The sequence below is a fragment of the Cellulomonas chitinilytica genome (genome assembly GCF_016862675.1).
Classification (GTDB): domain Bacteria; phylum Actinomycetota; class Actinomycetes; order Actinomycetales; family Cellulomonadaceae; genus Cellulomonas; species Cellulomonas chitinilytica.
On record NZ_BONK01000014.1, the window covers coordinates 78,463 to 99,332 of the forward strand.

At 75.3% G+C, this 20,870-nt stretch carries 20 protein-coding genes; 11 read left to right on the forward strand and 9 right to left on the reverse strand.

Annotation, left to right across the window (positions count from 1 at the left end):
- Window positions 1–10: 10 nt before the first annotated feature.
- On the reverse strand, window positions 11–532 hold the full coding sequence (locus Cch01nite_RS18405) for a DsbA family protein (RefSeq protein WP_203757944.1): 522 nt from the start codon (window positions 530–532) through the stop codon (window positions 11–13).
- Window positions 525–1,586 carry an NAD-dependent epimerase/dehydratase family protein gene (locus Cch01nite_RS18410; protein ID WP_203757945.1) on the reverse strand — a complete coding sequence of 354 codons (1,062 nt, stop codon included), beginning with the start codon at window positions 1,584–1,586 and terminating at the stop codon, window positions 525–527. Before Cch01nite_RS18410 ends, Cch01nite_RS18405 begins: the two co-directional genes overlap by 8 nt.
- Before the next feature lie 153 nt (window positions 1,587–1,739).
- Between Cch01nite_RS18410 and Cch01nite_RS18415 the strand changes: the two genes are divergently transcribed.
- The 4 genes from Cch01nite_RS18415 to Cch01nite_RS18430 are packed head-to-tail and all read left to right on the forward strand — an operon-like array spanning window position 1,740 to window position 4,192.
- Entirely contained in the window at window positions 1,740–2,195 is a 456-nt protein-coding gene (locus Cch01nite_RS18415; RefSeq protein ID WP_203757946.1) for a hypothetical protein, read from the forward strand.
- A complete protein-coding gene (locus Cch01nite_RS18420; RefSeq protein WP_203757947.1) occupies window positions 2,192–3,421 on the forward strand; it encodes an Nramp family divalent metal transporter in 1,230 nt (409 codons plus the stop codon). Before Cch01nite_RS18415 ends, Cch01nite_RS18420 begins: the two co-directional genes overlap by 4 nt.
- Entirely contained in the window at window positions 3,418–3,852 is a 435-nt protein-coding gene (locus Cch01nite_RS18425; RefSeq protein ID WP_239071025.1) for a hypothetical protein, read from the forward strand. The genes Cch01nite_RS18420 and Cch01nite_RS18425 overlap by 4 nt, the downstream gene beginning before the upstream one ends.
- Entirely contained in the window at window positions 3,839–4,192 is a 354-nt protein-coding gene (locus Cch01nite_RS18430) for a PRC-barrel domain containing protein (protein WP_203757948.1), read from the forward strand. The genes Cch01nite_RS18425 and Cch01nite_RS18430 overlap by 14 nt, the downstream gene beginning before the upstream one ends.
- A 67-nt stretch (window positions 4,193–4,259) precedes the next feature.
- Here the strand turns inward: Cch01nite_RS18430 and Cch01nite_RS18435 are convergent, their stop codons facing one another.
- Window positions 4,260–5,462 carry a serine hydrolase domain-containing protein gene (locus tag Cch01nite_RS18435; protein ID WP_203757949.1) on the reverse strand — a complete coding sequence of 401 codons (1,203 nt, stop codon included), beginning with the start codon at window positions 5,460–5,462 and terminating at the stop codon, window positions 4,260–4,262.
- A 140-nt stretch (window positions 5,463–5,602) separates the two neighbouring features.
- Window positions 5,603–6,175, reverse strand: coding sequence for a methylated-DNA--[protein]-cysteine S-methyltransferase (locus Cch01nite_RS18440; RefSeq protein WP_275407233.1), 573 nt, complete (start codon window positions 6,173–6,175; stop codon window positions 5,603–5,605).
- Window positions 6,176–6,338: 163 nt separating this feature from the next.
- Between Cch01nite_RS18440 and Cch01nite_RS18445 the strand changes: the two genes are divergently transcribed.
- Window positions 6,339–8,381 carry a zinc ribbon domain-containing protein gene (locus Cch01nite_RS18445; RefSeq protein ID WP_203757950.1) on the forward strand — a complete coding sequence of 681 codons (2,043 nt, stop codon included), beginning with the start codon at window positions 6,339–6,341 and terminating at the stop codon, window positions 8,379–8,381.
- Between the two features lie 73 nt (window positions 8,382–8,454).
- On the forward strand, window positions 8,455–9,768 hold the full coding sequence (locus Cch01nite_RS18450; protein ID WP_203757951.1) for an APC family permease: 1,314 nt from the start codon (window positions 8,455–8,457) through the stop codon (window positions 9,766–9,768).
- 24 nt (window positions 9,769–9,792) lie between these two features.
- On the opposite strand, the gene Cch01nite_RS18455 is transcribed toward Cch01nite_RS18450, so the two are convergent.
- The 3 genes from Cch01nite_RS18455 to Cch01nite_RS18465 form a co-directional block, all read right to left on the reverse strand.
- Window positions 9,793–10,059 (reverse strand): hypothetical protein, encoded by a 267-nt coding sequence (locus tag Cch01nite_RS18455; protein ID WP_203757952.1) that lies wholly within the window; start codon window positions 10,057–10,059, stop codon window positions 9,793–9,795.
- Between the two features lie 231 nt (window positions 10,060–10,290).
- Window positions 10,291–10,926 (reverse strand): nucleoside/nucleotide kinase family protein, encoded by a 636-nt coding sequence (locus tag Cch01nite_RS18460; protein ID WP_203757953.1) that lies wholly within the window; start codon window positions 10,924–10,926, stop codon window positions 10,291–10,293.
- Entirely contained in the window at window positions 10,923–12,341 is a 1,419-nt protein-coding gene (locus tag Cch01nite_RS18465) for a mechanosensitive ion channel family protein (RefSeq protein WP_239071027.1), read from the reverse strand. Before Cch01nite_RS18465 ends, Cch01nite_RS18460 begins: the two co-directional genes overlap by 4 nt.
- Window positions 12,342–12,754: 413 nt before the next feature.
- On the opposite strand from Cch01nite_RS18465, the gene Cch01nite_RS18470 reads away from it, so the two are divergent.
- The 3 genes from Cch01nite_RS18470 to Cch01nite_RS18480 all read left to right on the forward strand — a co-directional run bounded on the left by Cch01nite_RS18470 (window position 12,755) and on the right by Cch01nite_RS18480 (window position 15,104).
- Entirely contained in the window at window positions 12,755–13,594 is an 840-nt protein-coding gene (locus tag Cch01nite_RS18470) for a DNA-3-methyladenine glycosylase family protein (RefSeq protein ID WP_203757954.1), read from the forward strand.
- A 153-nt stretch (window positions 13,595–13,747) separates the two neighbouring features.
- Window positions 13,748–14,767 carry a DUF4349 domain-containing protein gene (locus Cch01nite_RS18475; protein ID WP_203757955.1) on the forward strand — a complete coding sequence of 340 codons (1,020 nt, stop codon included), beginning with the start codon at window positions 13,748–13,750 and terminating at the stop codon, window positions 14,765–14,767.
- Window positions 14,768–14,798: 31 nt separating this feature from the next.
- The gene (locus tag Cch01nite_RS18480) at window positions 14,799–15,104 is read left to right on the forward strand and encodes a YciI family protein (RefSeq protein ID WP_203757956.1); all 306 of its coding nucleotides are present in this window, start codon (window positions 14,799–14,801) and stop codon (window positions 15,102–15,104) included.
- A 53-nt stretch (window positions 15,105–15,157) separates the two neighbouring features.
- Here Cch01nite_RS18480 and Cch01nite_RS18485 read toward each other — a convergent pair whose 3' ends face one another.
- Complete coding sequence (locus tag Cch01nite_RS18485) at window positions 15,158–16,105, reverse strand: GlxA family transcriptional regulator (RefSeq protein WP_203757957.1); 948 nt, start codon at window positions 16,103–16,105, stop codon at window positions 15,158–15,160.
- Window positions 16,106–16,177: 72 nt separating this feature from the next.
- On the opposite strand from Cch01nite_RS18485, the gene Cch01nite_RS18490 reads away from it, so the two are divergent.
- Both Cch01nite_RS18490 and Cch01nite_RS18495 read left to right on the forward strand, forming a co-directional pair.
- A complete protein-coding gene (locus tag Cch01nite_RS18490; RefSeq protein WP_203757958.1) occupies window positions 16,178–17,371 on the forward strand; it encodes an MFS transporter in 1,194 nt (397 codons plus the stop codon).
- 83 nt (window positions 17,372–17,454) lie between these two features.
- Window positions 17,455–18,615 carry an ROK family transcriptional regulator gene (locus Cch01nite_RS18495; protein ID WP_203757959.1) on the forward strand — a complete coding sequence of 387 codons (1,161 nt, stop codon included), beginning with the start codon at window positions 17,455–17,457 and terminating at the stop codon, window positions 18,613–18,615.
- 48 nt (window positions 18,616–18,663) lie between these two features.
- Here Cch01nite_RS18495 and Cch01nite_RS18500 read toward each other — a convergent pair whose 3' ends face one another.
- Window positions 18,664–20,811, reverse strand: a complete 2,148-nt coding sequence (locus Cch01nite_RS18500; RefSeq protein WP_203757960.1) for an alpha-galactosidase — start codon at window positions 20,809–20,811, stop codon at window positions 18,664–18,666.
- Between the last annotated feature and the right edge of the window lie 59 nt (window positions 20,812–20,870).

Consider the following 20,870-nt stretch of genomic DNA (forward strand, 5'->3'; position numbering starts at 1 on the left):
TCGTGCCGCATCAGGCCGTCGCGGCGACCGCCTGGTCGACGGCCTCCCGCAGCCGCCGCAGCTCGGGCCGCCCGGTGTAGCGCACTCCCCCGACGAAGATCGTCGGGGTCCCCGTCACGCCCGCCGCGACGCCGGCCGCGTAGTCGTCCTGCACCGCGCGGGCGAACCGCTGGGCGGCGTCGCCCGCGACGTCGTCGGGGTCGAGCCCGAGCGCGCGGCCCGCGGCGCGCAGGTCCCGCTCGGCGAGGCGGTCCTGGTGGCTCATCAGGTCGTCGTGCATCTCCCAGAACAGCCCGTGCGTCGCGGCGGCCTCCGACGCGAGCGCCGCGGCGAGCGCGTGCGGGTGCACCTCGAACAGCGGGAAGTGCCGCCACACGAGCCGCACGCGTCCCGCAGACGTGTCGACGAGCTCGCGCAGCACCGGGGACGCCGCACGGCAGTACGGGCACTCGAGGTCGCCGTACTCCAGCACGGTGACGGGGGCGAGCGGGTCGCCGTAGACGTGCCGGTCGGGCGCGGTCGGGTCAGCCATGCGACGCACTATGCCTCGTCAGGCGCCTCGGCAGCAGGGGTGGGCTCGCGGTGCCGTCGCCGGCGACGATCCCGTCGACGACCTCCCGCATCGCGTCGGCCGCGGTCCACCGCGGCCGCAGGTCGAGCTCGCGCTCGGCGCGGGCGGTGTCCAGCACGGGGGCGGCGAGCGCCAGGTCGAGCCAGCCGGGCCCGACGGCCACCGCGCGGGCGTGCCAGGCCGCGGCGAGCGCGGCACGCACGGTCGAGGGTGCGACCTCCCGCACCGCACCCGCGCCGATCACGTCGGCCACGTCCTCACCACGGAGCACCCCGGGCGCCGCGACGTTGAACGCGCCCCGCACCTGCCGCACCACGGCCTCCCGGCAGGCGTCGGCGAGGTCGTCCGCGTGCACCGCCTGCAGCCGCAGGCCCGACGGCCACGGCAGCACCGGGAGCCTGCCGTCGAGCAGCGCACGGGGGACGAACCGGCCGAGGAAGTACCGCGTGATCTCGTGTCCCGCGTCGCGCTGGAACACCAGCGCGGGCCGCAGCCGCGCGACGACGAGTCCCGGGTGGGTCGCCTCGGTCTCGTCGAGCAGGCGTTCCTGGGCGGCCTTGTGCAGCGAGTACGACGACGACCGGACGCCGTCCGTCGGCCACCCCTCCGCGCGCGGCACGTCGTCGGGCGCCGGCGAGTACGCCCCGACGGACGACGCGGCGACGACGTGAGGCACGCCGGCCCGGACGACCGCCGCGAGCACCCGCCGGGTGCCCGACACGTTGACGTCGAACAGCCGCCGGCGGTCGTGGCTCGGCTGGACCGCCCACGCGAGGTGCACCACCGCGTCGGCGCCCGCGAACACGTCGGTGAGGCGCGCCACGACCGGTTCGTCGGGCACGCCCTCCCCGAGGTCGCACGCGACCCACGACGCGATCCGGTACGGCAGCGGGGGCAGGCCGTGAGGGACGCGCCGCGCGACGCCGACCACCGACGTCACGGTCGGGTCGGTCATGAACCGCCGCAGGAGCGCCGTCCCGACGTTGCCGCTCGCGCCGACGACCACGACCCTCATCCGCGACCCCCGATCGTCCCGGGCCGGGTCGTGGGTGCCGCCGCTGCCGGTCGTGGTGCGCTCGTCATCCGACCCACGCTGGCATCCCTGCGCGACGGGCGCATCCGGGGCCTTCCTGGTGCGGGACGCCGGGCCACGCAGGACGATGCGTCCGTGCTGCGGACCCGGGTCGTGCCGGCGCTCGCCGCGCTCGCCCTGGTCAGCGGCTGCGCGGTGGGCTCGTCGTCCGCGCCCACGTCCGACGCCGCCACGCTCGGCGGCGCGGTGGCGGAGGCGACGTCCGCGGTCGAGACGACCCGGCTCGCCGCCCGCCTGCTGCGCACCGACCGCGCCCCCGCCACGGTCGTCGACACCGCGATCGACGACTCGGTGCACGTGCTGGCCGACGCGTCGTTCGCGATCAGCACCCTGGTGCCCGGCGGACCACGCGGCGCGGCCTGGCGCGACGAGGCCCTCGACGCGGTCAGCGAGGCGACCGTCGCGGTGACCCGGGCCCGCGACTGGGCGAACGGCGTCGGCGACGGGGCCCGCGTGCGCGGCGACCTCGACGCGAGCGCGCAGCGGCTCGACGACCTCGGCAGCGAGCTCGACGCGGCGGCGGGCCGATGAAGCGGCTGCTCGGCGTCGCGCTCGGCATCCTCACCGCCATCGGCGGGTTCCTCGACATCGGGGACCTCGTCACGAACGCCGTCGTCGGGTCCCGGTTCGGCCTGACGCTCGCGTGGGTCGTGCTCGTCGGGGTCGTCGGGATCTGCCTGTTCGCCCAGATGTCCGGGCGGGTCGCGGCCGTGAGCGGGCGGGCGACGTTCGAGATCATCCGCGAGCGGCTGGGCCCCCGGACGGCCGGCGCGAACCTCGTCGCGTCGTTCCTCATCAACCTGCTCACGCTCACCGCCGAGGTCGGCGGCATCGCCCTGGCCCTGCAGCTCGCCAGCAGCGTCGAGCCGCGGCTGTGGATCCCCGTCGCCGGGCTCGCCGTGTGGCTCGTCATCTGGCGCACGAAGTTCTCGGTCATGGAGAACGTCACCGGCCTGCTCGGGCTGACGCTCGTGGTGTTCGCCGTCGCCGTGTTCCTGCTCGGCCCGGACTGGGCTTCTCTCGGCTCGCAGGCGCTGTCTCCCACCGTGCCGGCCGAGGAGGGGGCGGCGTCGTACTGGTACTACGCGATCGCCCTGTTCGGCGCCGCGATGACGCCGTACGAGGTGTTCTTCTTCTCGTCCGGCGCCCGCGAGGAGAGGTGGACCGCGAAGGACATCGCCGAGTCGCGGATCAACGTCCTCGTCGGGTTCCCGTTCGGCGGGGTGCTGTCCGTGGCCATCGCCGCCTGCGCCGCGATCGTCTTCCTGCCGCAGGCGATCGAGGTGTCCTCGCTGTCGCAGATCGTGCTGCCCGTCGCGCTCGCGGGCGGCAAGCTCGCGCTGGCCGTCGTCATCGTCGGGATCGTCGCCGCCACGTTCGGCGCCGCCCTCGAGACCGGCCTGTCCAGCGGCTACACGCTCGCCCAGTTCTTCGGCTGGTCGTGGGGCAAGTTCCGCCGCCCCGCGCAGGCGGCCCGCTTCCACCTCACGATGATCGTCGCGATGCTGGTGGCCGTGGGCGTGCTCATGACGAGCGTGGACCCCATCCGGGTCACCGAGTTCTCCGTCGTGTTCTCCGCGATCGCCCTGCCGCTGACCTACCTGCCGATCCTCCTGGTGGCGAACGACCCGGAGTACATGGGCGAGCACGTCAACGGCCGGGCGACGAACGCGCTCGCGCTCGTGTACCTCGTCGTCATCGTCGTCGCGTCGCTCGCGGCGATCCCGCTGATGATCGTGACGGGAGCCGGTTCATGAGCCCGCGCCTGCGCCGGTCCACCCGGCCCTTCCCGCCCGACGAGACGCTGCCCGAGCCCGTGCGGCCGGCCGGCCTCGTGCTCGACGCCCGCCTGCACCTGCTCGACCGGCAGACCCTCGACGTCGACGACGTCCCTGTCGCGACGGTCGACGACCTGGAGATCGGGCCGCCGGGGTCCTCGCTGCTGGCCGGGACCGACTCGGTGTTCGTCACCGCCCTGCTGTCCGGCCCCGTGCTCGCCACCCGGATCTTCGGCGGCCGGCCACCCGCGTCCCGGCTGCACCGCATCGACTGGCGGCACGTCACCGACGTCGGCACCACCGTGCGGCTGGGCGTGCACGGCGACTCGCTCGACGTGCTGTGGGTCGAGCGCTGGGTCCGCGACCACGTGATCGGACGCATCCCCGGAGGCCGCCATGATCCTGGGTGACCTCCTCGACGCCCCCGTCGTCGACTCCTCCGGGCGGGTGCTCGGGTTCGTCGTCGACGTGCGGCTCGTGCTCGACGGGCCGGTGGACGGGCTGCTCGCCGCGCCGCGCGTGCACGGGCTGCTCGTGAGCCCGCGGACCGGGACGTCGTTCCTCGGGTACGAACGCACCGGCCTGGACGCGCCGGCGCTGCTCGCCCGGTTCCTGCGGTGGCGGCACCGGGGGTCGTTCCTCGTGCACTGGACCGACGTCGAGGTGGCGTCGGCCGACGGGGTGCGGCTCGCCGACGGGTACCGGAGGTGGTCGCCGGCGATCCCCGGTGTCGCGCACCAGCGACCGTGACGTGGCGGTCGGCGACCGCCGGGTGGCCGCGACCCACGCCAGCGCGCGGGCCGCGGCCGCCCCTGGCTCAGGAGCAGAGGACCGCGTCGACCGCCGCGTTGATCCGCCGGACGGCCGCCTCGGGGTCCTCCATCGCGGCCGGCAGCGCGGTGACCGCCACGGTCACGGACCGCCCGTCGGGCCCGACGCCGCCGCCCGTCTCGTAGCCCGGGATGCTCCCGCCGTGCCCCCACGCGACCCCGCCGCAGCTCAGGTCGGTGCTGAGGAGGCCGAGCCCGTACTTCCAGCCGAACTCGGGCAGGGCGTCGACGGTGTCCTGCATCTCCGCGAGCAGCGCGGGCGGCAGGAGCCGGCCGCCGAGCAGCGCGACGAAGAACGCGTTGAGGTCGCTCGGGGTCGACACGATGTCCCCGGCCGCCCACGCGAACGACGGGTCGAGCGCGGTCCACTCGACGAGCTCGCCGCCGGGCGTGGTCGCGTGGTAGCCGAGCGGGTGCCGCCCGCGGATCTGCTCCTCGCCGCGGTCCGGGATGTAGGTGTCACGCAGGTGGAGCGGCTCGATGACCCGGTCGGTGATGACCTCGGCGAGCGGCCGGTGGGTGACGTGCTGCACGATCAGGCCCGCGATGACGTAGTTGGTGTTGCTGTACGACCACTCGGCCCCGGCCGGCTTGCCCGGCATCGTGAGCGCCAGGTCGAGGAGCTCGCGGGGCTCGACGTACTGGTGGCGGGTCGCGGCGAAGTCCATCGCCGCGGTGTAGTTCGGCACGCCGCTGGTGTGCTGCATGACCTGCCGGACGGTGATGGCGTTGCCGTCGACGCCGTCGCCGTGCACGAGGCCGGGCAGGTACGTCTCGACGCTCGCGTCGAGGTCGACGGCCCCCTCGTCGACGAGCTGGAGGAGCGCGACGGCGAGGAACGTCTTGCTGTTGCTGCCGATGCGCACCTGCCCGTCGAGCGGCACCCGGGCGCCCGTCGCGAGGTCGCCGACACCCGACCGGTAGTCGCGGCTGCGGCCGCGGGCGTCCTGGTAGGTCGCGAGGGCGCCGGGGAACCCGACGTCCTGGACGAGCGCGTCGAGCTGGGTCTGGACGACGTCCCGCGTGCCGCCGGGCGACGGTCGGCCGTTCGCGGTCGCCGGACCGGCGACGAGGGCCCCGGTGACCCCGACGGCGCACAGGCCGGCCAGGATCGTGGCCCCTCGGACCCGGCGGCGCCGCGACGAGGTCGTCGTCGGGACGGTGGTGGTGGTGGGCGTGCTGTCGCTCATGAGATCTCCTCTGCTCCCCCTGCGTGGCAGGTCGGACTCGGTGATCCCAGCCTCCGGGCGGCCGCGTGCCCGCGACCATCCGGTGACCCCGTCAAGTCGTCGTCGGGGTAACCCCCGACCGCGCGCGGTCGGACGCGCGGTCAGAACAGCGTGCCCGCACCCCCGACGGGTGCCCGCTCGAGCTCCAGCAGGAACCGCTTGCGCTCGACGCCCGCCGCGAACCCGGTGAGCGACCCGTCCGCCCCGATGACGCGGTGGCACGGCACGACGATCGCGATCTTGTTGGCCCCGTTCGCGGCGCCGACGGCCCGGGACGACGTGCGCGGGTCGAGGCCGATCTCGGCGGCCAGCTCCCCGTAGGACCACGTCGTGCCGTACGGGATCCGCAGCAGCCCCCGCCAGACGCGCTTCTGGAAGTCCGAGCCGACCAGGTGCAACGGCAGGTCGAAGACCGTGCGCGTGCCCGCCAGGTACTCGGTGAGCTGCCGTGCGGCGTCGGCGAGCGACGCGTCGTCGCGCTCCCCGAGCCGACCGTCGGCCGGGTGGTTGCGCGGCCGCGTCGACGGCAGGAGCAGCGCGGACAGGGCGCCGCCGGTGCCGACGAGCGTGATCGGGCCCATCGCCGACTCGACCACCGTGTGCGTCACGGTGCCCGTGCGCACCTCCGCCTCCGCCGCCGTCATGACCGACATCTTCCCGCTCCCCTCCGACATCCCGGCACACCTTCCACGAGGGAGACGCCCGGCACCGGTGGGACGTGAGGTGGGCACGTCGTATCAGCGTGGACCTGCGGGCTTCCTTACTCCGGGAAGTCCCCCGGCACCGACGCGGCTAGCATCGCGGTGACGGGGCTCTCGCAACGACGAGGGGGACGTGATGGCGGATCGCATCTGCAGCGTGTGCGGTGCGTCGAACCCGCCCGATGCCGCGTTCTGCCGCGTCTGCGACACGTACTTCGACTGGGACGGCACCGGCGACGCCCCGAAGCACGACCCCACGGCGACGACAGGCCCGACCGCAGGCCCGACGACAGGCCCGACGACCGGCCCGACGACCGGCCCGACGACGGGCCCGGTGGACGGCCCCGGGACCGGCGCCGCCGGCAGCTCGGCCACCGGGACGACGACGGCCCCCACGACCGGTCCGACCGCCGAGCAGCCCACGGGCGAGGAGCCCACCCCGGCGCCCCGCAAGGAGCCGCGCGCGGCCGTGCCGGTCGCCCTCCTCGACCGGACCGAGGTCGTCGTCACCCCGCAGGCACCCGGGTCCCTCGCGATGGTGCTGAAGAACGCCTCCGACATCGTCGACGGCATCGTCGTGCACCCGGCGGCACCGCCGCCGTGGCTCGTGATGACGCAGGAGGACGCCAACCTCATGCCCGGCGAGACGCGGACCGTCCAGGTGACGTTCGCGACGCGCCCGGGCGTGCTGGTCGTCGCCCAGGAGCTCGACGTCGTGCTGGTGGTCCGGTCGTCCATCGACCCGTCGAAGCTCGTCGAGGTGTCGGTGCGGCTGACGGTGCCGCGCCTCGGGCCGCCGCCGACGCTCACTCCCCGACCGACGCTCGTGCACGTCAACGACACCGGCGAGGGCCAGTTCACGCTCGCGTTCGACAACCGGGCCGCGAACTACCCCCGGCACTACAGCCTGTCCGGGCACGACCCGGAGGACGTCGTCCGCGTCGGCTTCCTGCCGCCCGCGGTCGACGTGCCCGCGGGCAGCACCGTCGAGACCACCGTGCGGTTCACCGCGCCCGAGCCGGAGCCCGGCCAGGAGGTCAGCCGTCAGGTGACGATCACCGCCACGTCGGACGACGGGCAGGTCACGGCGAGCGTCACGATCACGCAGCGGACCGCGGCACCGCCGGAGCGGCGCCCCGTCGTCGTCCGGCTGGAGCCGAGCCACCTGCAGGCGACCGGCGACGGGACCGTGGCGTTCGACGTGGTCATCGACAACCGGGCGAGCGACGTCGGGGTGGCCCTGGACCTGAGCGCGCGCGACCCGCAGCGGCTCGTGTCGTTCTCGTTCGGCGAGAACCGGCTCGTCGTCGGGCCGCACCGGGTGACGACCGTCCACGCGCTGCTGCGCACGGCCGCACCGCCGCCGGGCACGACCCAGACCAGGCAGTTCACCGTCGTGGCGAACGACGGCGAGGGGGAGGTCGAGGCGCCGGGCACCCTCGAGGTCACCTCGCGGGCGGCGCCGATCACCACGGCACGCCTGCGGGTCGAGCCGTCGACCCTGGCGACGCAGGAGCGGCACGGCGTGTTCGGGGTGCACGTCGACAACCGGCTCGGCGGCGACGTCCTGCGGGTGCGGCTCACCGGTAACGACGAGTTCGGCCGCGCGCGCCTCACGTTCACCCCTCCCGAGGTCGCCGTCCCGGCCGGGCAGGTCGCCACCGTGCGGCTCGCCGTGGACAGCGAGCCGCCGCCCGGGGGCACCACGTCGTCCCGGCACCTGCGGATCACCGCGAGCGACGGGACCGCCGCGGTCGAGGCGGAGGCGACGCTCACCCAGACGTCCGCCGACCGCCGGCCCGTCGCGAAGCGGTGGCTCGTGGTGCTCGGGTCGCTGCTCGCGATGTTCGGGGCGGTGCTGCCGTGGCTCGGCACGATGATCGACCCGAACAGCGTCGTCGCCGTGGCGACCAGCGCCGCCGAGGGCAACGAGGACGCGATCGCACCGGCGGCCGCCATCGCGTCCACCGTGCTCGTGCTGCTGCTCGGGATCGCGATGCTCTTCGGGCTGAACAGCTCGACGGGCCGCGGCATCCGCTTCGCCGCCGTGCTGATGATCCTCGTCGCGGTCGCCGCCGCCGTGGCCGGCGCACCGGCCACCGGGCTGGTGCTCGTCGTCGTCGGCGCCGTGCTCGGGTTCATCGGCGGCGTCCTCGCCCGCTCCGCCCGACGCACGTGACACCTCGCTCGTCGACGGACCTCGTCGAGCGAGCCGACCCGCGGCACCACCGGCAGCACGCGAGGGGAACCCCATGTCCGACCCGGCTCCGACGACGAGTGCGCGACTGACGGTCCGCGGCGCGGTGGTGCTGGGGGTCGGCGCCATGGTCGGCGCGGGCATCTTCGCGCTGCTCGGCCAGGCCGGCGCGATCGCCGGCTCGGCGGTGTGGGTCTCGTTCCTGCTGGCCGGCGCGATGTCGAGCGCGCTCGGGTACACGCTGGTGCGGTTCGCGATGCGCTGGCCCTCCTCCGGCGGGCTCATCGTGTACCTGCAACAGGGGTACCGCAGCCGCCGGCTCGTCGGGGTCGCCGCGTGGCTCGGGTACCTCACGTCGATCGTGGTGGTGGGTGCGATGGTCGCCGCGTCGTTCGGCGACTACGCGGCCGCCGTCATCGCCGACGGTCCGGCAGGCGGCTGGCTGTCGAAGGTGTGCGCCGTGGTCCTCGTCGTCCTCGGTGCGTGGCTGACGGTGTCGGGGCCGCGACTCGTCGACCGCGTGCAGTCGCTCGTCGTCGGGCTGCTGCTGGCCGTCTTCGCGGTGTTCGTCGTCGGGACGCTGTCGCACGTCGACCCGTCGCTGCTCGCGCCGAGCACGTACCCGGGCGTGGACGACATCGTGGCCAGCGTCGCCCTCACGTTCTTCGCGTACCTCGGCTTCGCGGTGATCTCGTTCGCGGGCGACGACCTGGCCGAGCCGCGGCGCGAGCTGCCCATCGCGATGTACGCGGCGCTCGGCATCACCACCGTCCTGTACGTCGCCGTGTCGCTGTCCGTGTTCGGCACCCTCCCCGTCGACGAGGTGGTCGCCGCCGGTCCGCGGGCGCTCGCCGTGGCCGCGGAGCCGGCGCTCGGGCACGCCGGGTACGTGATGATGACCGTCGCGGCGCTGCTCGCGACCGCGTCGAGCGTCGCCGCCGTGCTGTACGCGTCGCGCGCCCTGACGTCGACGCTGGCGACGTCGGGGATGTTCCCGCCGGCGTTCGGGTCGGGGACCCGGCTCGGGCGGCACGGCGGGCTGGTGATCACCGCCGGGCTGATGGTCGTGTTCGTGACGGTGCTCAGCGTCGGCGCGCTCGCGTCGGTCGGCAGCGCCGTGTCGCTGGCGGTGTTCGTGCTGGTGGCCGTGGCGGCGTTCCGCCTGCGGGCCGAGCTGCGCGCCTCGCCCCTGCTGGCCGGGCTGGCGGTCGCGGTGTCCGGTGTGGTGCTCGTGTGGTTCGTCGTCGACCTGTGGGTGTCGCAGCGGCGGTCGTTCTGGGCGATGGTCGCGCTCGTCGCGCTCGCCCTGGTCGTCGACGAGGCCTGGATCCGGCGTCGGCGCGCGGTCGCGGCGCGGACGCCCTCCTGACGTCGGTCCTGTCGGCCTGGCCCGTCAGCGGGTCGGCGCGAAGGTGGCGACGACGAGCAGCAGCACCACGGTCGCGGACGCGACGATCGCCGCCCACAGGAACGCCTGCACGGCGAGCTCGTGGGCGCGGCGCAGCCGCCACAGCGACGTGCCGAGGAGGAACGGCGCGACGACCCCGGCCAGCGGCGCCCAGAACGCGATCGTGGCGCACAGCACCGTGGCGACGACGAGGGTGGCGGCCCACGCGAGGTCGTGGTCGACGGTGCGGACAGGTGTCCCGTAGATGGCCATGGGCACTCCCCTTCGAGCGTCGCGGGCCTGGAGGTCGTCCCGTGCTCCCTGACGGGAGGCGGGCTCTGCGGCTGGGGATTCGGCTGCGGTCTTCGCCTGAGGCGTGCGGCGGGCGGTGGCCCACGCGAGTCATGTGGTCAAGACGTCGGTGTCATGTCCGGTCTGTCCGTCGTGTGCTCGGAGATTACGCGCGTCCGGCGGCAGCGTCAACGCGTCGGCCCGGTCAACCAGTCACAGGTCGTCAGTCACAGAGACGAGGGCAGGACGACGCGGGTCGTCGACGCGCACCACCACGTCGGCGACAGCCTCCGGGGCCACCTCGTCGGCGTACCGGGCGAAGGCGGGCAGGAGCCACCGCTCCTCCTCCGGCAGGAGCCGCGCGAGGGTCGCCGGGCGGACGGCGAGGTGCACGGCGACGTCGACGTCGAGCCCACGTCCGAGGAGCAGCTCCCCGTCGACGACCAGCACGGACCCGGCCGGTGCGGTCTCGTAGCCCGCCCGGGTCGCCCGGTCGGCGACCGCGTCCCACAACGACGGCAGGTACCGGCCCTCCGCGGCGAACGGGTCGAGCACCTCACGACGCAGCGCCGCCTCGTCCAGCCGGTCCTCGAGGTAGGCGTCGGCGTCGCGCCGGCCGTGCTCCCACCGCAGCGACGCGGGCCGCAGGAAGTCGTCCGCGTGCACCCGCGCCACGGCCCGGCCGGCGGCACGCAACGGGCCGACGAGCGCGTCCGCCAGGTCCGCCGGGCGCAGCACCGCGGCGCCGTCCACCACGACCCGGCAGCGGCCCGGGACCGCGAGCACGCGCTCGACGACGTGCGCGACCAGGGTGTCCCGGCCGACGGGTGTGACGGTCGTGCGCGTCACGCCGTCGGACGCCCGTCGCCGTCGTCGGCGGCACGCCCGTCCTTCTCCTCGGCGTGGTGCTCGCGCTCGTCGATGACGTCCTGCCCGGGCCCCTGGAAGTGCTCCGACCGCTTCAGCGCGTCGATGCTCCCGGTGAACAGCCGCGCGTTCTGGCCGGTCGAGGTCAGCACCTCCGTGTCGTCCGGCGCGCGGGCCCCCGGACGTGGCAGCTCGCGGGTCGCGGGGAGCCGGACGGGCGGCTGCGCGTGGGCGGCTCGTCCTGGCGGGCCGGGCTGCGTCGCGGTGGCCGGACCCGCGACGTCCGGCCCCGACCGGCCGTCCCGTGCGTCGTCGGCGGGCCGCCCCGCCTCCCACCGGGTCCGCGGCAGGCCTTCGGGCGCCTCCGCCTGCAGCCACGCGACGAGCCCCTCGCGGACGTAGCAGCGCAGGTCGAACAGGGTGGGCGCGTCGACCGCCGACGCGAGCGCGCGCACCCGGACCGCGCCGCCCACCGCGTCCGTGACCTGCAGGATCCCGACCCGGCGGTCCCACAGGTCCGTGGCCTCCAGCAGCCGCGCGAGCTCGGCGCGCATCCGCTCGACGGGCAGCTCCCAGTCGAGGTCGAGCTCGACGGTGCCCAGCAGGTTCGCGTCGCGCCGGGTCCAGTTCTCGAACGGGGTCGACGTGAAGTACGTCGACGGCATGATGAGGCGGCGGTCGTCCCACACGTGCACGACGACGTACGTGAGGGTGATCTCCTCGATCCGCCCCCACTCGCCGTCGACCACCACGACGTCGTCGACCCGGATGGCGTCGGTGAACGCGATCTGCGTCCCCGCGAACACGTTCGCGAGCGAGCTCTGCGCCGCGAGCCCCGCGACGATCGACAGGAGACCTGCCGACGCGAGCAGGCTCGCCCCGAACGCGCGCGCGTCCTTGAACGTGAGCAGCACCGCGCCGGCCGCGCACACCACGATCACCGCGACGGTGATGCGCCGCAGCAGCTGCACCTGCGTCCGGACCCGCCGCGCGTGGCGGTTGTCCGCGACGTCCACCCGGTACCGGGCGAAGGCCGCGTCCTCCAGCACGAACGCAAGGCTCCCGACGAGCCACGCCACCGAGAGGATCAGCGCGATCAGCAGCACGTGCTCGGCGGCGGCCCGCCAGTCGGAGGGCTCGGTGGACAGCCGCAGCGCGATCCACAGCGCCACGACGACGAGCACGGCGCGGGTGGGCCTGCGCGAGTGCCGGGCGAGGTCCGCCGCGACGGGCGAGCGGCGTGCGGCCCGCCGGACGAGCGCGCCGAGCAGGATCGCGACGAGGTAGGCGACGACGACGGACGCGAGGATCGAGAGCACAGGCACGACGACGTCGCTCGCCGACGTGGGATCGGGCTCCCCCACGGGCACGGCGGTCGGGAACACGGAGCGGTGCACGCCGGTCAGCCTAGGCAGCGGGCCCCAGGGGCGACACCGGGCGCGCGTCCGGGAAGGCGCCCGCGCCGGACGCCAGGTCGGCCGGGCCGCGCAACCCTGCCGCTGCGTCCGGACCACGGGCGTTTTCAGGGGTGCCCCGTCCTCGTGGAGGACGGGGCACCACGAGAGGCGTCTCGCCGGCACGAGGCGTGGCGCGCTCCCTGCACCCTTGCGGGCGGCCCGGCTCTCGCCGGACCCTCGACATGCGGTCCGAAAACCGCTGACAGCCGGTCGCGTGGGATTCCCATGACGATCGGCTGGACCCTGTCTAACACTCCCTTTGCCAGGATGCACCTCAGACAGATGTCCAGTTACGCGCGCTTTGTCAGGGGAGGCGTCTAGCCTGCGATGTCGTGACCGAACCCCATCCTCTTGTGACCACCGTCACATGGCACCGCCTCGAGCGGCCCCTCGACCCCGCGCCGCTGCTCGCCTCGCTCGTCGCCCACGCGACACCGGGCGTCGAGGTCGTCGAGGGGTCGACCGTGCGGCGGCTCGCGGTCGTCGACGGGCGGCCCACCGCGGTCGAGGCACGGCTGTCGAGCGACCTCGTCGAGCTGCGGGGCGCGCCAGTCGACGTCCTGACGCGGCTCGGCGCCCGCTGGTTCGGCCTCGACGACGACCTCGGTGCGGTCGCCGACGCGCTCGGTCCCGACCCCGTCGTCGGCCCGCTCGTCCGCCGCCGGCCCACCCTGCGGATCCTCGGGCACCTCGACGGGTTCGAGGCGGCGGTCAGCACCGTGCTCGGCCAGCAGGTGTCGCTCGCCGCGGCCCGCACGTTCGCCGGCCGGCTCGCGAGCGCGTACGGCACCCCGGGACCCGCGGGCCTCGTGGTGCCGCCGTCCCCGGACAGGCTCGCCGCCGTCGACCCCGCCGAGCTGCAGTCCGTCGTCCGCATCACCCACGCGCGGGCCCGCACCCTGCACGCCCTCGCGGCCGCGTGCGCGGACGGTCTCACGCTCGCCCCCGGTGCCGACGTCCACGACGTCCGCTCGCGGCTCGTCGCCCTGCCGGGGATCGGGCCGTGGACCGCCGACTACCTCGCGCTGCGGGTGCTCGCCGACCGGGACGCGCTGCCCGTCGGCGACCTCGTGCTGCGGCGGGCGCTCGACGTGCCGTCCCCCCGGGACGTCGCGCACGCGGCGGAGGCGTGGCGCCCGTTCCGGGCGTTCGCGGCGGTGCACCTGTGGACGTCGCACGCCTACGCCCTGTGACCAGCGGCGCTGTCCCGCGGCCGCCCGTCCCTGCACGTCAGCAGGCCGCTGTCCGGTGACGGTCGGGTCACGGTTGGGGCACATCGGGCCGGTGGCATCACGATTGCGCGACGTCGCCCCCACCGGGGACGCCGCGCCCCTAGCGTCCGGGCCATGACCTCGACGACGAGCAGGATCTCCCGTCCGCGCCGCAGCGCGGCCCTCGGCGCGGCCGCCCTCCTGGCCGCGACCCTCGCGCTCGGCGCGTGCAGCGCGGGCGACGACAGCGGCTCCTCCGACAGCGCGGACGTCGCCTCCGACGCCGGCGCGGCGGCCGGCGGGAACGTCGGCGGCGAGGTCGGCGGCGACGTCGGTAGCGACGACGCGGCGGCCGGCTCGCAGGTGCAGCCCGCCGCCGACGGCACCGTCCCGGCGGCGTCGACGCAGCAGGTCGTCCAGGTCGGCGAGCTGTCGATGAGCGTCGACGACGTGCGGGTCGCGGCGGACGCCGTCGTCGACCTCGCCGAGAAGGCCGGTGGCCGGGTCGACGACCGCACCGAGCACGACGCCACCGCCGGCACCCGCGGCACCGCGAGCCTGAAGATCCGCGTGCCGTCGACCGAGATGACCGCCACGCTCGCCGCGCTGCGCACGATCGGCACCGTCGACCAGGTCGACCTGCACTCGCAGGACGTGACGAACGTCGCCAAGGACCTCGACGCCCGGATCCACGGGCTCGAGCTCTCGGTGGCCCGGATGCAGGACCTGCTGGCGCGGGCGACGACGAACGAGGCCGTCGTCTCGGCGGAGAACTCGCTCACCGAGCGCCAGACGAACCTCGAGCAGCTCCAGTCCCAGCGGGCGCTGCTCGCCGACCAGGTGCGGCTCTCGACGCTGACCGTCGCGATCACCGGACCCGAGGTCGTCGTGGCCCCCGAGCCGGAGCCCGAGCCGACCGGTCCGCAGTCGTTCCTCGAAGGGCTCTCCGCGGGCTGGTCCGCGTTCGCGGCGACCGTCAAGGTCGTGGTCGTGCTGTTCGGCGTCCTGCTGCCGTGGCTCGCGTTCGGCGGCGCGATCGCCGCGGGCGTCGTGGCGGTCTCCCGCTGGCGCCGCGCACGATCCGAGGTCCCGGCCGCACCGGTCCCGGCGCCGGTGCCGGTCCAGGTCAGCGCTGACGACGAGCCACGCTCCTGACACCCCGACCGACCCGGAGGATCCTGCTGCCATGAGCTCCACGACGAACTGGTACGTCCTGCAGCACGCTCCCGGCCCGGCGGTCCCGGACGGCGAGTCGGTGTTCGACCAGCCGGGGATCGCCGGCCACTACGCGTTCCTGGCCCGGCGGCGGGAGGCGGGCGAGCTCGTCGCGGCGGGGCCGCTGCCCGACGACGACGGGCGCGGCATGACGGTGCTCGACGTCGCGTCGTACGACGACGCGGTGCGGCTCGCGACGCAGGACGACCAGGCGGTCGTGGACGGCCTGCTGACCGTCACCGTCCGCGAGTGGCGTGTGGTGATGGCCCGCGACTGACGCCTGCGCAGGACGGTCGCGCGCGCCTGACGGGCGCCTGCGACCTGCTGCCGTCAGGCGCGCGCGAACGTCCTGCGGTACTCGGACGGGCTCACGCCGACGGCCCGTCGCAGGTGCAGGCGCAGGTTGGTCGCGGTGCCGAGGCCGCTCGCGGCCGCGACCCGGTCGAGCCCCCAGTCGCTCGTCTCGAGCAGCTCGCGCGCACGGTCGAGCCGCGCGGTGACGAGCCAGCGCAGGGGGGTCGTGCCCGTCTCGGCGACGAACGCGCGCGCGAACGTGCGCTCCGACGTGCAGGCGTGCCGGGCGAGGTCGGTGACGGTGAGCGGCTCGTCCAGCCGTCGCAGGGCCCACGCCCGGGTCGCCGCGAGGGAGCCGGGGCGGTCGGGCTCGAGGGGTCGGGCGATGTACTGCGCCTGCCCGCCGTCGCGGTGCGGGGGCGCGACGATGTCGCGGGCGACCCGGTTGGCGACCGCGGCGCCGCGGTCGGTGCGCAGCAGGTGCAGGCACAGGTCGATGCCCGCGGCCACGCCGGCGGACGTCACGACGCTGCCCTCGTCGACGAACAGCACGTCCGGGTCCACCCGGACCCGTGGGAAGCGGCGGGCGAGCTCGGCGGTGTGCAGCCAGTGGGTCGTCGCACGGCGCCCGTCGAGCAGCCCGGCCTGGGCCAGCAGGAACGCGCCGGCGCAGATCGACACGACGCGGGCGCCGCGGGCGTGCGCGCGCCGGACCGCGTCGAGCACCTCGTCGCTCACGACGCGGTCGTGGGGGCGGAACGCCGGGACCAGCACGGTGTCCGCCGTGTCGAGCGCCTCGAGCCCCGCCTGGGCGACGACGGGGTAGCCGCCGGTGGTCGGCACCGGGCCGGGGCGCTCGGAGCAGAGCGTGAGCGTGTACCCGAGGTCGCCGTGGCCCGTGAAGATCTGGAACGGCATGCCGACCTCCATGGCGAGCACGGAGTCCAGCACGAGGACCGCGACGTGGTGCGGGGCGGACGACATGGCAGCAATCTATCGAACAGTGGCACTCCTGCCACTCGCCCGGGACGCGGCCCTCACAGGATCGTGACCGGCATGACGACCCTCGCCACCCCGACCCCCGTCACCTCCGGCACCCGCGTCACCCGTCGACTGATCGGCGCCCAGGGCCTGTACGTGCTCGCGAGCTCGGTGGACCTCACGCTCACCGGCATCGTCGGCGCGCACCTCGCCCCGACCCGCGCGCTCGCGACGGTGCCGTTCGGCCTCATCCCCGTGGTCGCCGCGTCCTCGACGTTCCTGCTGTCGCGCGGCATCGGCCGGTACGGGTACCGGCGGGTGTTCGCGCTCGCGTCGTCGAGCGCGGTCGTCGCCGGTCTGGTCTCCGCGACCGCCGTGCACCTGCACCTGTTCTGGCTGTTCTGCGTCGGCACCGCGATCGTCGGCGTGCAGCAGGCGGGCGCCGGCTACTACCGGTACGCGGCCGCGGAGTCCAACCCCGACGCCCGCGCGAAGGCCGTGAGCACCGTGCTCGCGGGCGGCCTCGTCGCCGCGCTCGTCGGGCCGTTCCTCGCGACCGCGGCAGGTGGCGCCACCACCACGCCCTACGTCGGGTCGTACCTGCTCGTCGCGCTGTGCGGCGCCGTCGCGACGGTGTGGAACGCGCGTCTCCCCCGCGAGCTCGTCACGCTCGCCGCGCCGTCGCGGGCCGTCGACGCGCCCGACGCCCGCTCACGCGCGCAGCTGTGGCGGCAGCCCGTGCTGCTCACCGGGGTCGCGGCCACGTGCCTCGCGGCGGTCGCGATGATGTCGATGATGACCGCCGGGCCCATGGCCGGGATGGACATGGGCCACGACGAGGGGCAGGCGACGCTCGCCGTCCAGCTGCACATGATCGGGATGTTCGCGCCCGGCTTCGTCGTCGCCCGGTGGATCGGGCGCATCGGCGAGCGGCGGGTCGCCGCGCTCGGGGCGCTCGTGCTCGTCGTCGCCGGCGGCGCGGCGGCCGTCAGCCCGCAGACGTGGGCGTTCCTCGTCGCGATGACGGCGGTCGGGGTCGGCTGGAACCTCGCGTTCAGCGGCGGGAGCGCGATGATCGCCGGGTCCTACCGGCCGAGCGAGCGCGGCCGCGTCCAGCCCGTCGCCGAGCTCGTCACCACGACGGCGCAGGTCGGCGGGACGGTCGGCGCCGGGGTCCTCGCGACCGCGAGCGGCTGGCCGGTCCTGGGCGTGGCGGTCGTCGTCGCCTCCGTCCTGGTCGGCACCGCCCTCCGCCCCGACCGCCCTTGACCATCCCCCACCGGCGGGGTCGGTCGAGGTGGGGCGGGGGGCGGGCCGGGCCGGGCACGCGCCGTGGGATTACCGTGTGGGCCGTGACCGAGGTCCGTGAGGAGGCGTACGCCTGGCCGCGCCGGCCGGCGGCGTCGCGCGACGTGCTGCTCGAGCTGCTCGTGCACGGCGCGATGCCGCGCTCCGAGCTCGCCGAGCGGCTCGGGCTGTCCCGGCCGACGATGACGCGGCTGACGCGCGGGCTCGTCGAGGCGGGTGTGCTCGTCGAGGCGGAGACGGAGCTGCGCACGGCGCTGGGCCGCCCGTCCGAGCTGTTGCGCGTGGTCCCGGCGGCGGGGCACTTCGTCGGGGTCAAGCTCACCGGCGACCACCTGTACGGGGTCGTCACGGACCTCACGGCGAGCGTCGTGGGCACGCTCGACGAGCCGCTGACCTCGACGGACGTCACCTCGGTGCTCGCGCAGGTGGCCGACGCCGTCGAGCGGCTCCGCCGCCGGCACCGCCGCGTCATGGCGCTCGGGCTGACGCTCGCCGGGACCCTGAGGCGGGACGCCGGACCTGCGGTGGTCGTCGAGTCGATGTTCCTGCGCTGGGCGGACGTCCCGCTCGAGCAGCTCCTCGTGGACGCGACGGGGCTGCCGAGCGTCGTCGAGAACGACGTGCAGGCGCTCACCGCGGCCGAGCACTGGTTCGGCGCGGGGGCGGGCCTCGACTCGCTCGCGGTCGTCACGGTGGGTGCCGGGATCGGGTGCGGGCTCGTGGTGCACGGCCGGCTCGTCCGCGGTGCGCACGGCCTGCCGGGGCAGCTCGGCCACGTGCTCGTCGACCCGTCGGGCCCGGTGTGCGACCAGGGGCATCGCGGGTGCGCCGCCGCCTACCTGATGACCGCCGCGCTCCTCGACCACCTGACCACGCCGGAGGGCCGGCCGACGTTCGACGAGGCGCTGGCCCGGGCGCGCGCCGGCGACCCGGCCGCCGTCGAGGTCGTCGACCGGGCCGGGTACGCGCTCGGCGTGGTGGTCGGGACCGTCGCGAACGTCGTCGACCCGCAGAAGGTGCTCCTGACGGGAGAGGGCCTCCCCCTGCACGAGGTCGCCGCCGCCCGGTTCCGCGACGGGCTGGCGGCGACGTACGCGTCCGACCCGGACCGGCTCGTGATCGACGTGCAGCCGTTCGACTTCGGCGAGTGGGCCCGGTCGGCCGCGGCCCTGGCCATCCGGTCCGTCGTGCAGGGCACCGCCTGACGCACGCGACCGGGCCGGTCACGCCCGGAGCGGACCGGCCCGCCGCCGTCAGGCCCGGGTGGCCCGCACGAGCACCAGGTGCTCCGGGAACAGCGTCGGCGCCGCGAGGCCCACCTCGCCGAGCGCACGCCCGCTGAGGCGCACCCCGTCGGGCCCCCACCAGGGCGGCACCCCGCCGCCGAGACCTTCGGCGACGTCGCCCGGAGCCTGCGGCCGCACGAGGTAGACGCCGTCGGGGTCGAGCCCGGGCAGCTGCACGCGCCCGGCGGGCAGGGACTGCGACGTGTCGGACGCGACGACCGCGAACACCGCGTCCGCCCGGTCCTGCGCGACGACGCCGTGCACGGTGAGCGCCGGGTCGACGGGGTCGGCGTGCACGGACGTCCCCGTGTGCAGCAGGCCGCGCAGGTCCTTGTACGCCGCCACCCACGCGGCGAGCTCGGCCCGCTGGGTCTCGTCGGCCTCCCGCAGGTCCCACTCGATGCCGAGGTGGCCGAACAGCGCGGTCCCCGCCCGGTACGGCAGAACGTGCCGTCGGCCGGTGCTGTGCGCGGTGCCGGAGCCGACGTGCGCGCCGATGAGCTCGAGCGGGATCAGCAGGTTGGTCCACCGCTGGATGCGCTGCCGCTCGAAGGCGTCGATGCAGTCGCTGCCCCACACCCGGTCGGTCCGCTGCAGGATCTCCAGGTCGACGCGGCCGCCGCCCGACGAGCACGACTCGATCTCGACGCCGGGGTGCCGCAGCCGCAGCTCGTCGAGCAGCCGGTACAGCGCGAGGGTCTGGGCGTGCACGCCCGGCGCGCCGGCGGCGCCGTGCCCGGCGTCCTGCAGGTCGCGGTTGTGGTCCCACTTGAGGTACCCGATCGCGTACTCCTTCAGCAGCGCGTCGAGCCGCTCGAGGATGAAGTCGAACGCCTCGGGGACCGCGAGGTCGAGCACCTGCTGGTGGCGGGCGTCCCGCGGGAGCCGCGACGGCGTCCGCAGGATCCAGTCGGGGTGCGCGCGGGCGAGGTCGGAGTCGAGGTTGACCATCTCGGGCTCGACCCAGAGGCCGAACTGCAGGCCGAGGCCGGTGACGTGGTCGACGAGCGGGTGCAGGCCGTCGGGCCAGACCTCGTCGGACACGTACCAGTCGCCGAGCCCCCGGTGGTCGTCGCGGCGGGAGCCGAACCAGCCGTCGTCGAGCACGTACCGCTCGGCGCCGATCGCGGCGGCGGCGTCGGCGAGCTCGGTGAGCCGCCCGAGGTCGTGGTCGAAGTAGACGGCCTCCCAGGTGTTGAGGGTGACCGGGCGGGGTGAGCGCGGGTGCTGCGGCCGGGCGCGCATCCACCGGTGGAACCGGGCGGACAGGTCGTCGAGGCCGTCTCCCCAGGAGCCGTACAGCCACGGCCCGGTGTACGTCTCGCCGGTCGCGAGCCGGACCTCGCCGGGCAGCAGCAGCTCGCCGCCGCCGAGCAGCCCCGCCTGGTAGTGGCTGCGCTCGGCGAGGGTGCGGTGGTTGCCGGACCACGCGGTGTGCAGACCCCAGACCTCGCCGCCGCGGTTGGCGAACCCGGCGACGCCCGCCGCGATCACGTACGCCGAGTCGTAGCCCGTGCGGCCACGCCGGTTCTCGCGCAGCCGGGTGCCGTGCGTGAACGCCGTGCGCTGCGGGCTGCGCTCGCGGGCCCACCGGCCGGCGAGGTCGAGCAGCTCGGTGGCCCGCTCGGGGACCGGGAGCATCGGGGTGAGGGCGTCGACCGTGTACGTCGCGTCGCCCTCGTTGGTCACCCCCGCGCGCAGGCGGACGAGGCCCTGCGGGGTGAGCTCGATCCGGAGCTCGACGACGAGGTCCGCGTCGGCCGCGACCACGTCGAGCGCCCCGCCGCCGGCCGGGTCCACCTCCAGCGCCGACGAGCGCACGGCGAACGCGGGGCTGAAGTCGGACCCGTCGCGCGACCCGACGAGCCCGGGGGTGCCGAGGTACCCGGCGGCCTGCTCGGGCAGCACGGACACCTCGACCTGGCCGTCGACCGGGAACCCGGTCGTGGACGGGGTGGTCGCCCGCACGATCTCGGGCAGGACGTCCGGTGCGAGGTCGCCGAGGTCGCGGCCCCAGTGCACGACGCGCGGGAGGGTCCCGCCGCGCAGGTCGACGAGCAGCGAGACGCCGTCGGCACGCAGGTGGACGACTTCGTCGAGGGTGGTGGCGGGCATGCGGTGGTCCCTTTCGTTCGCAGCGGCACCGAGACTTAGATTCGCTGCGAAACAATGTA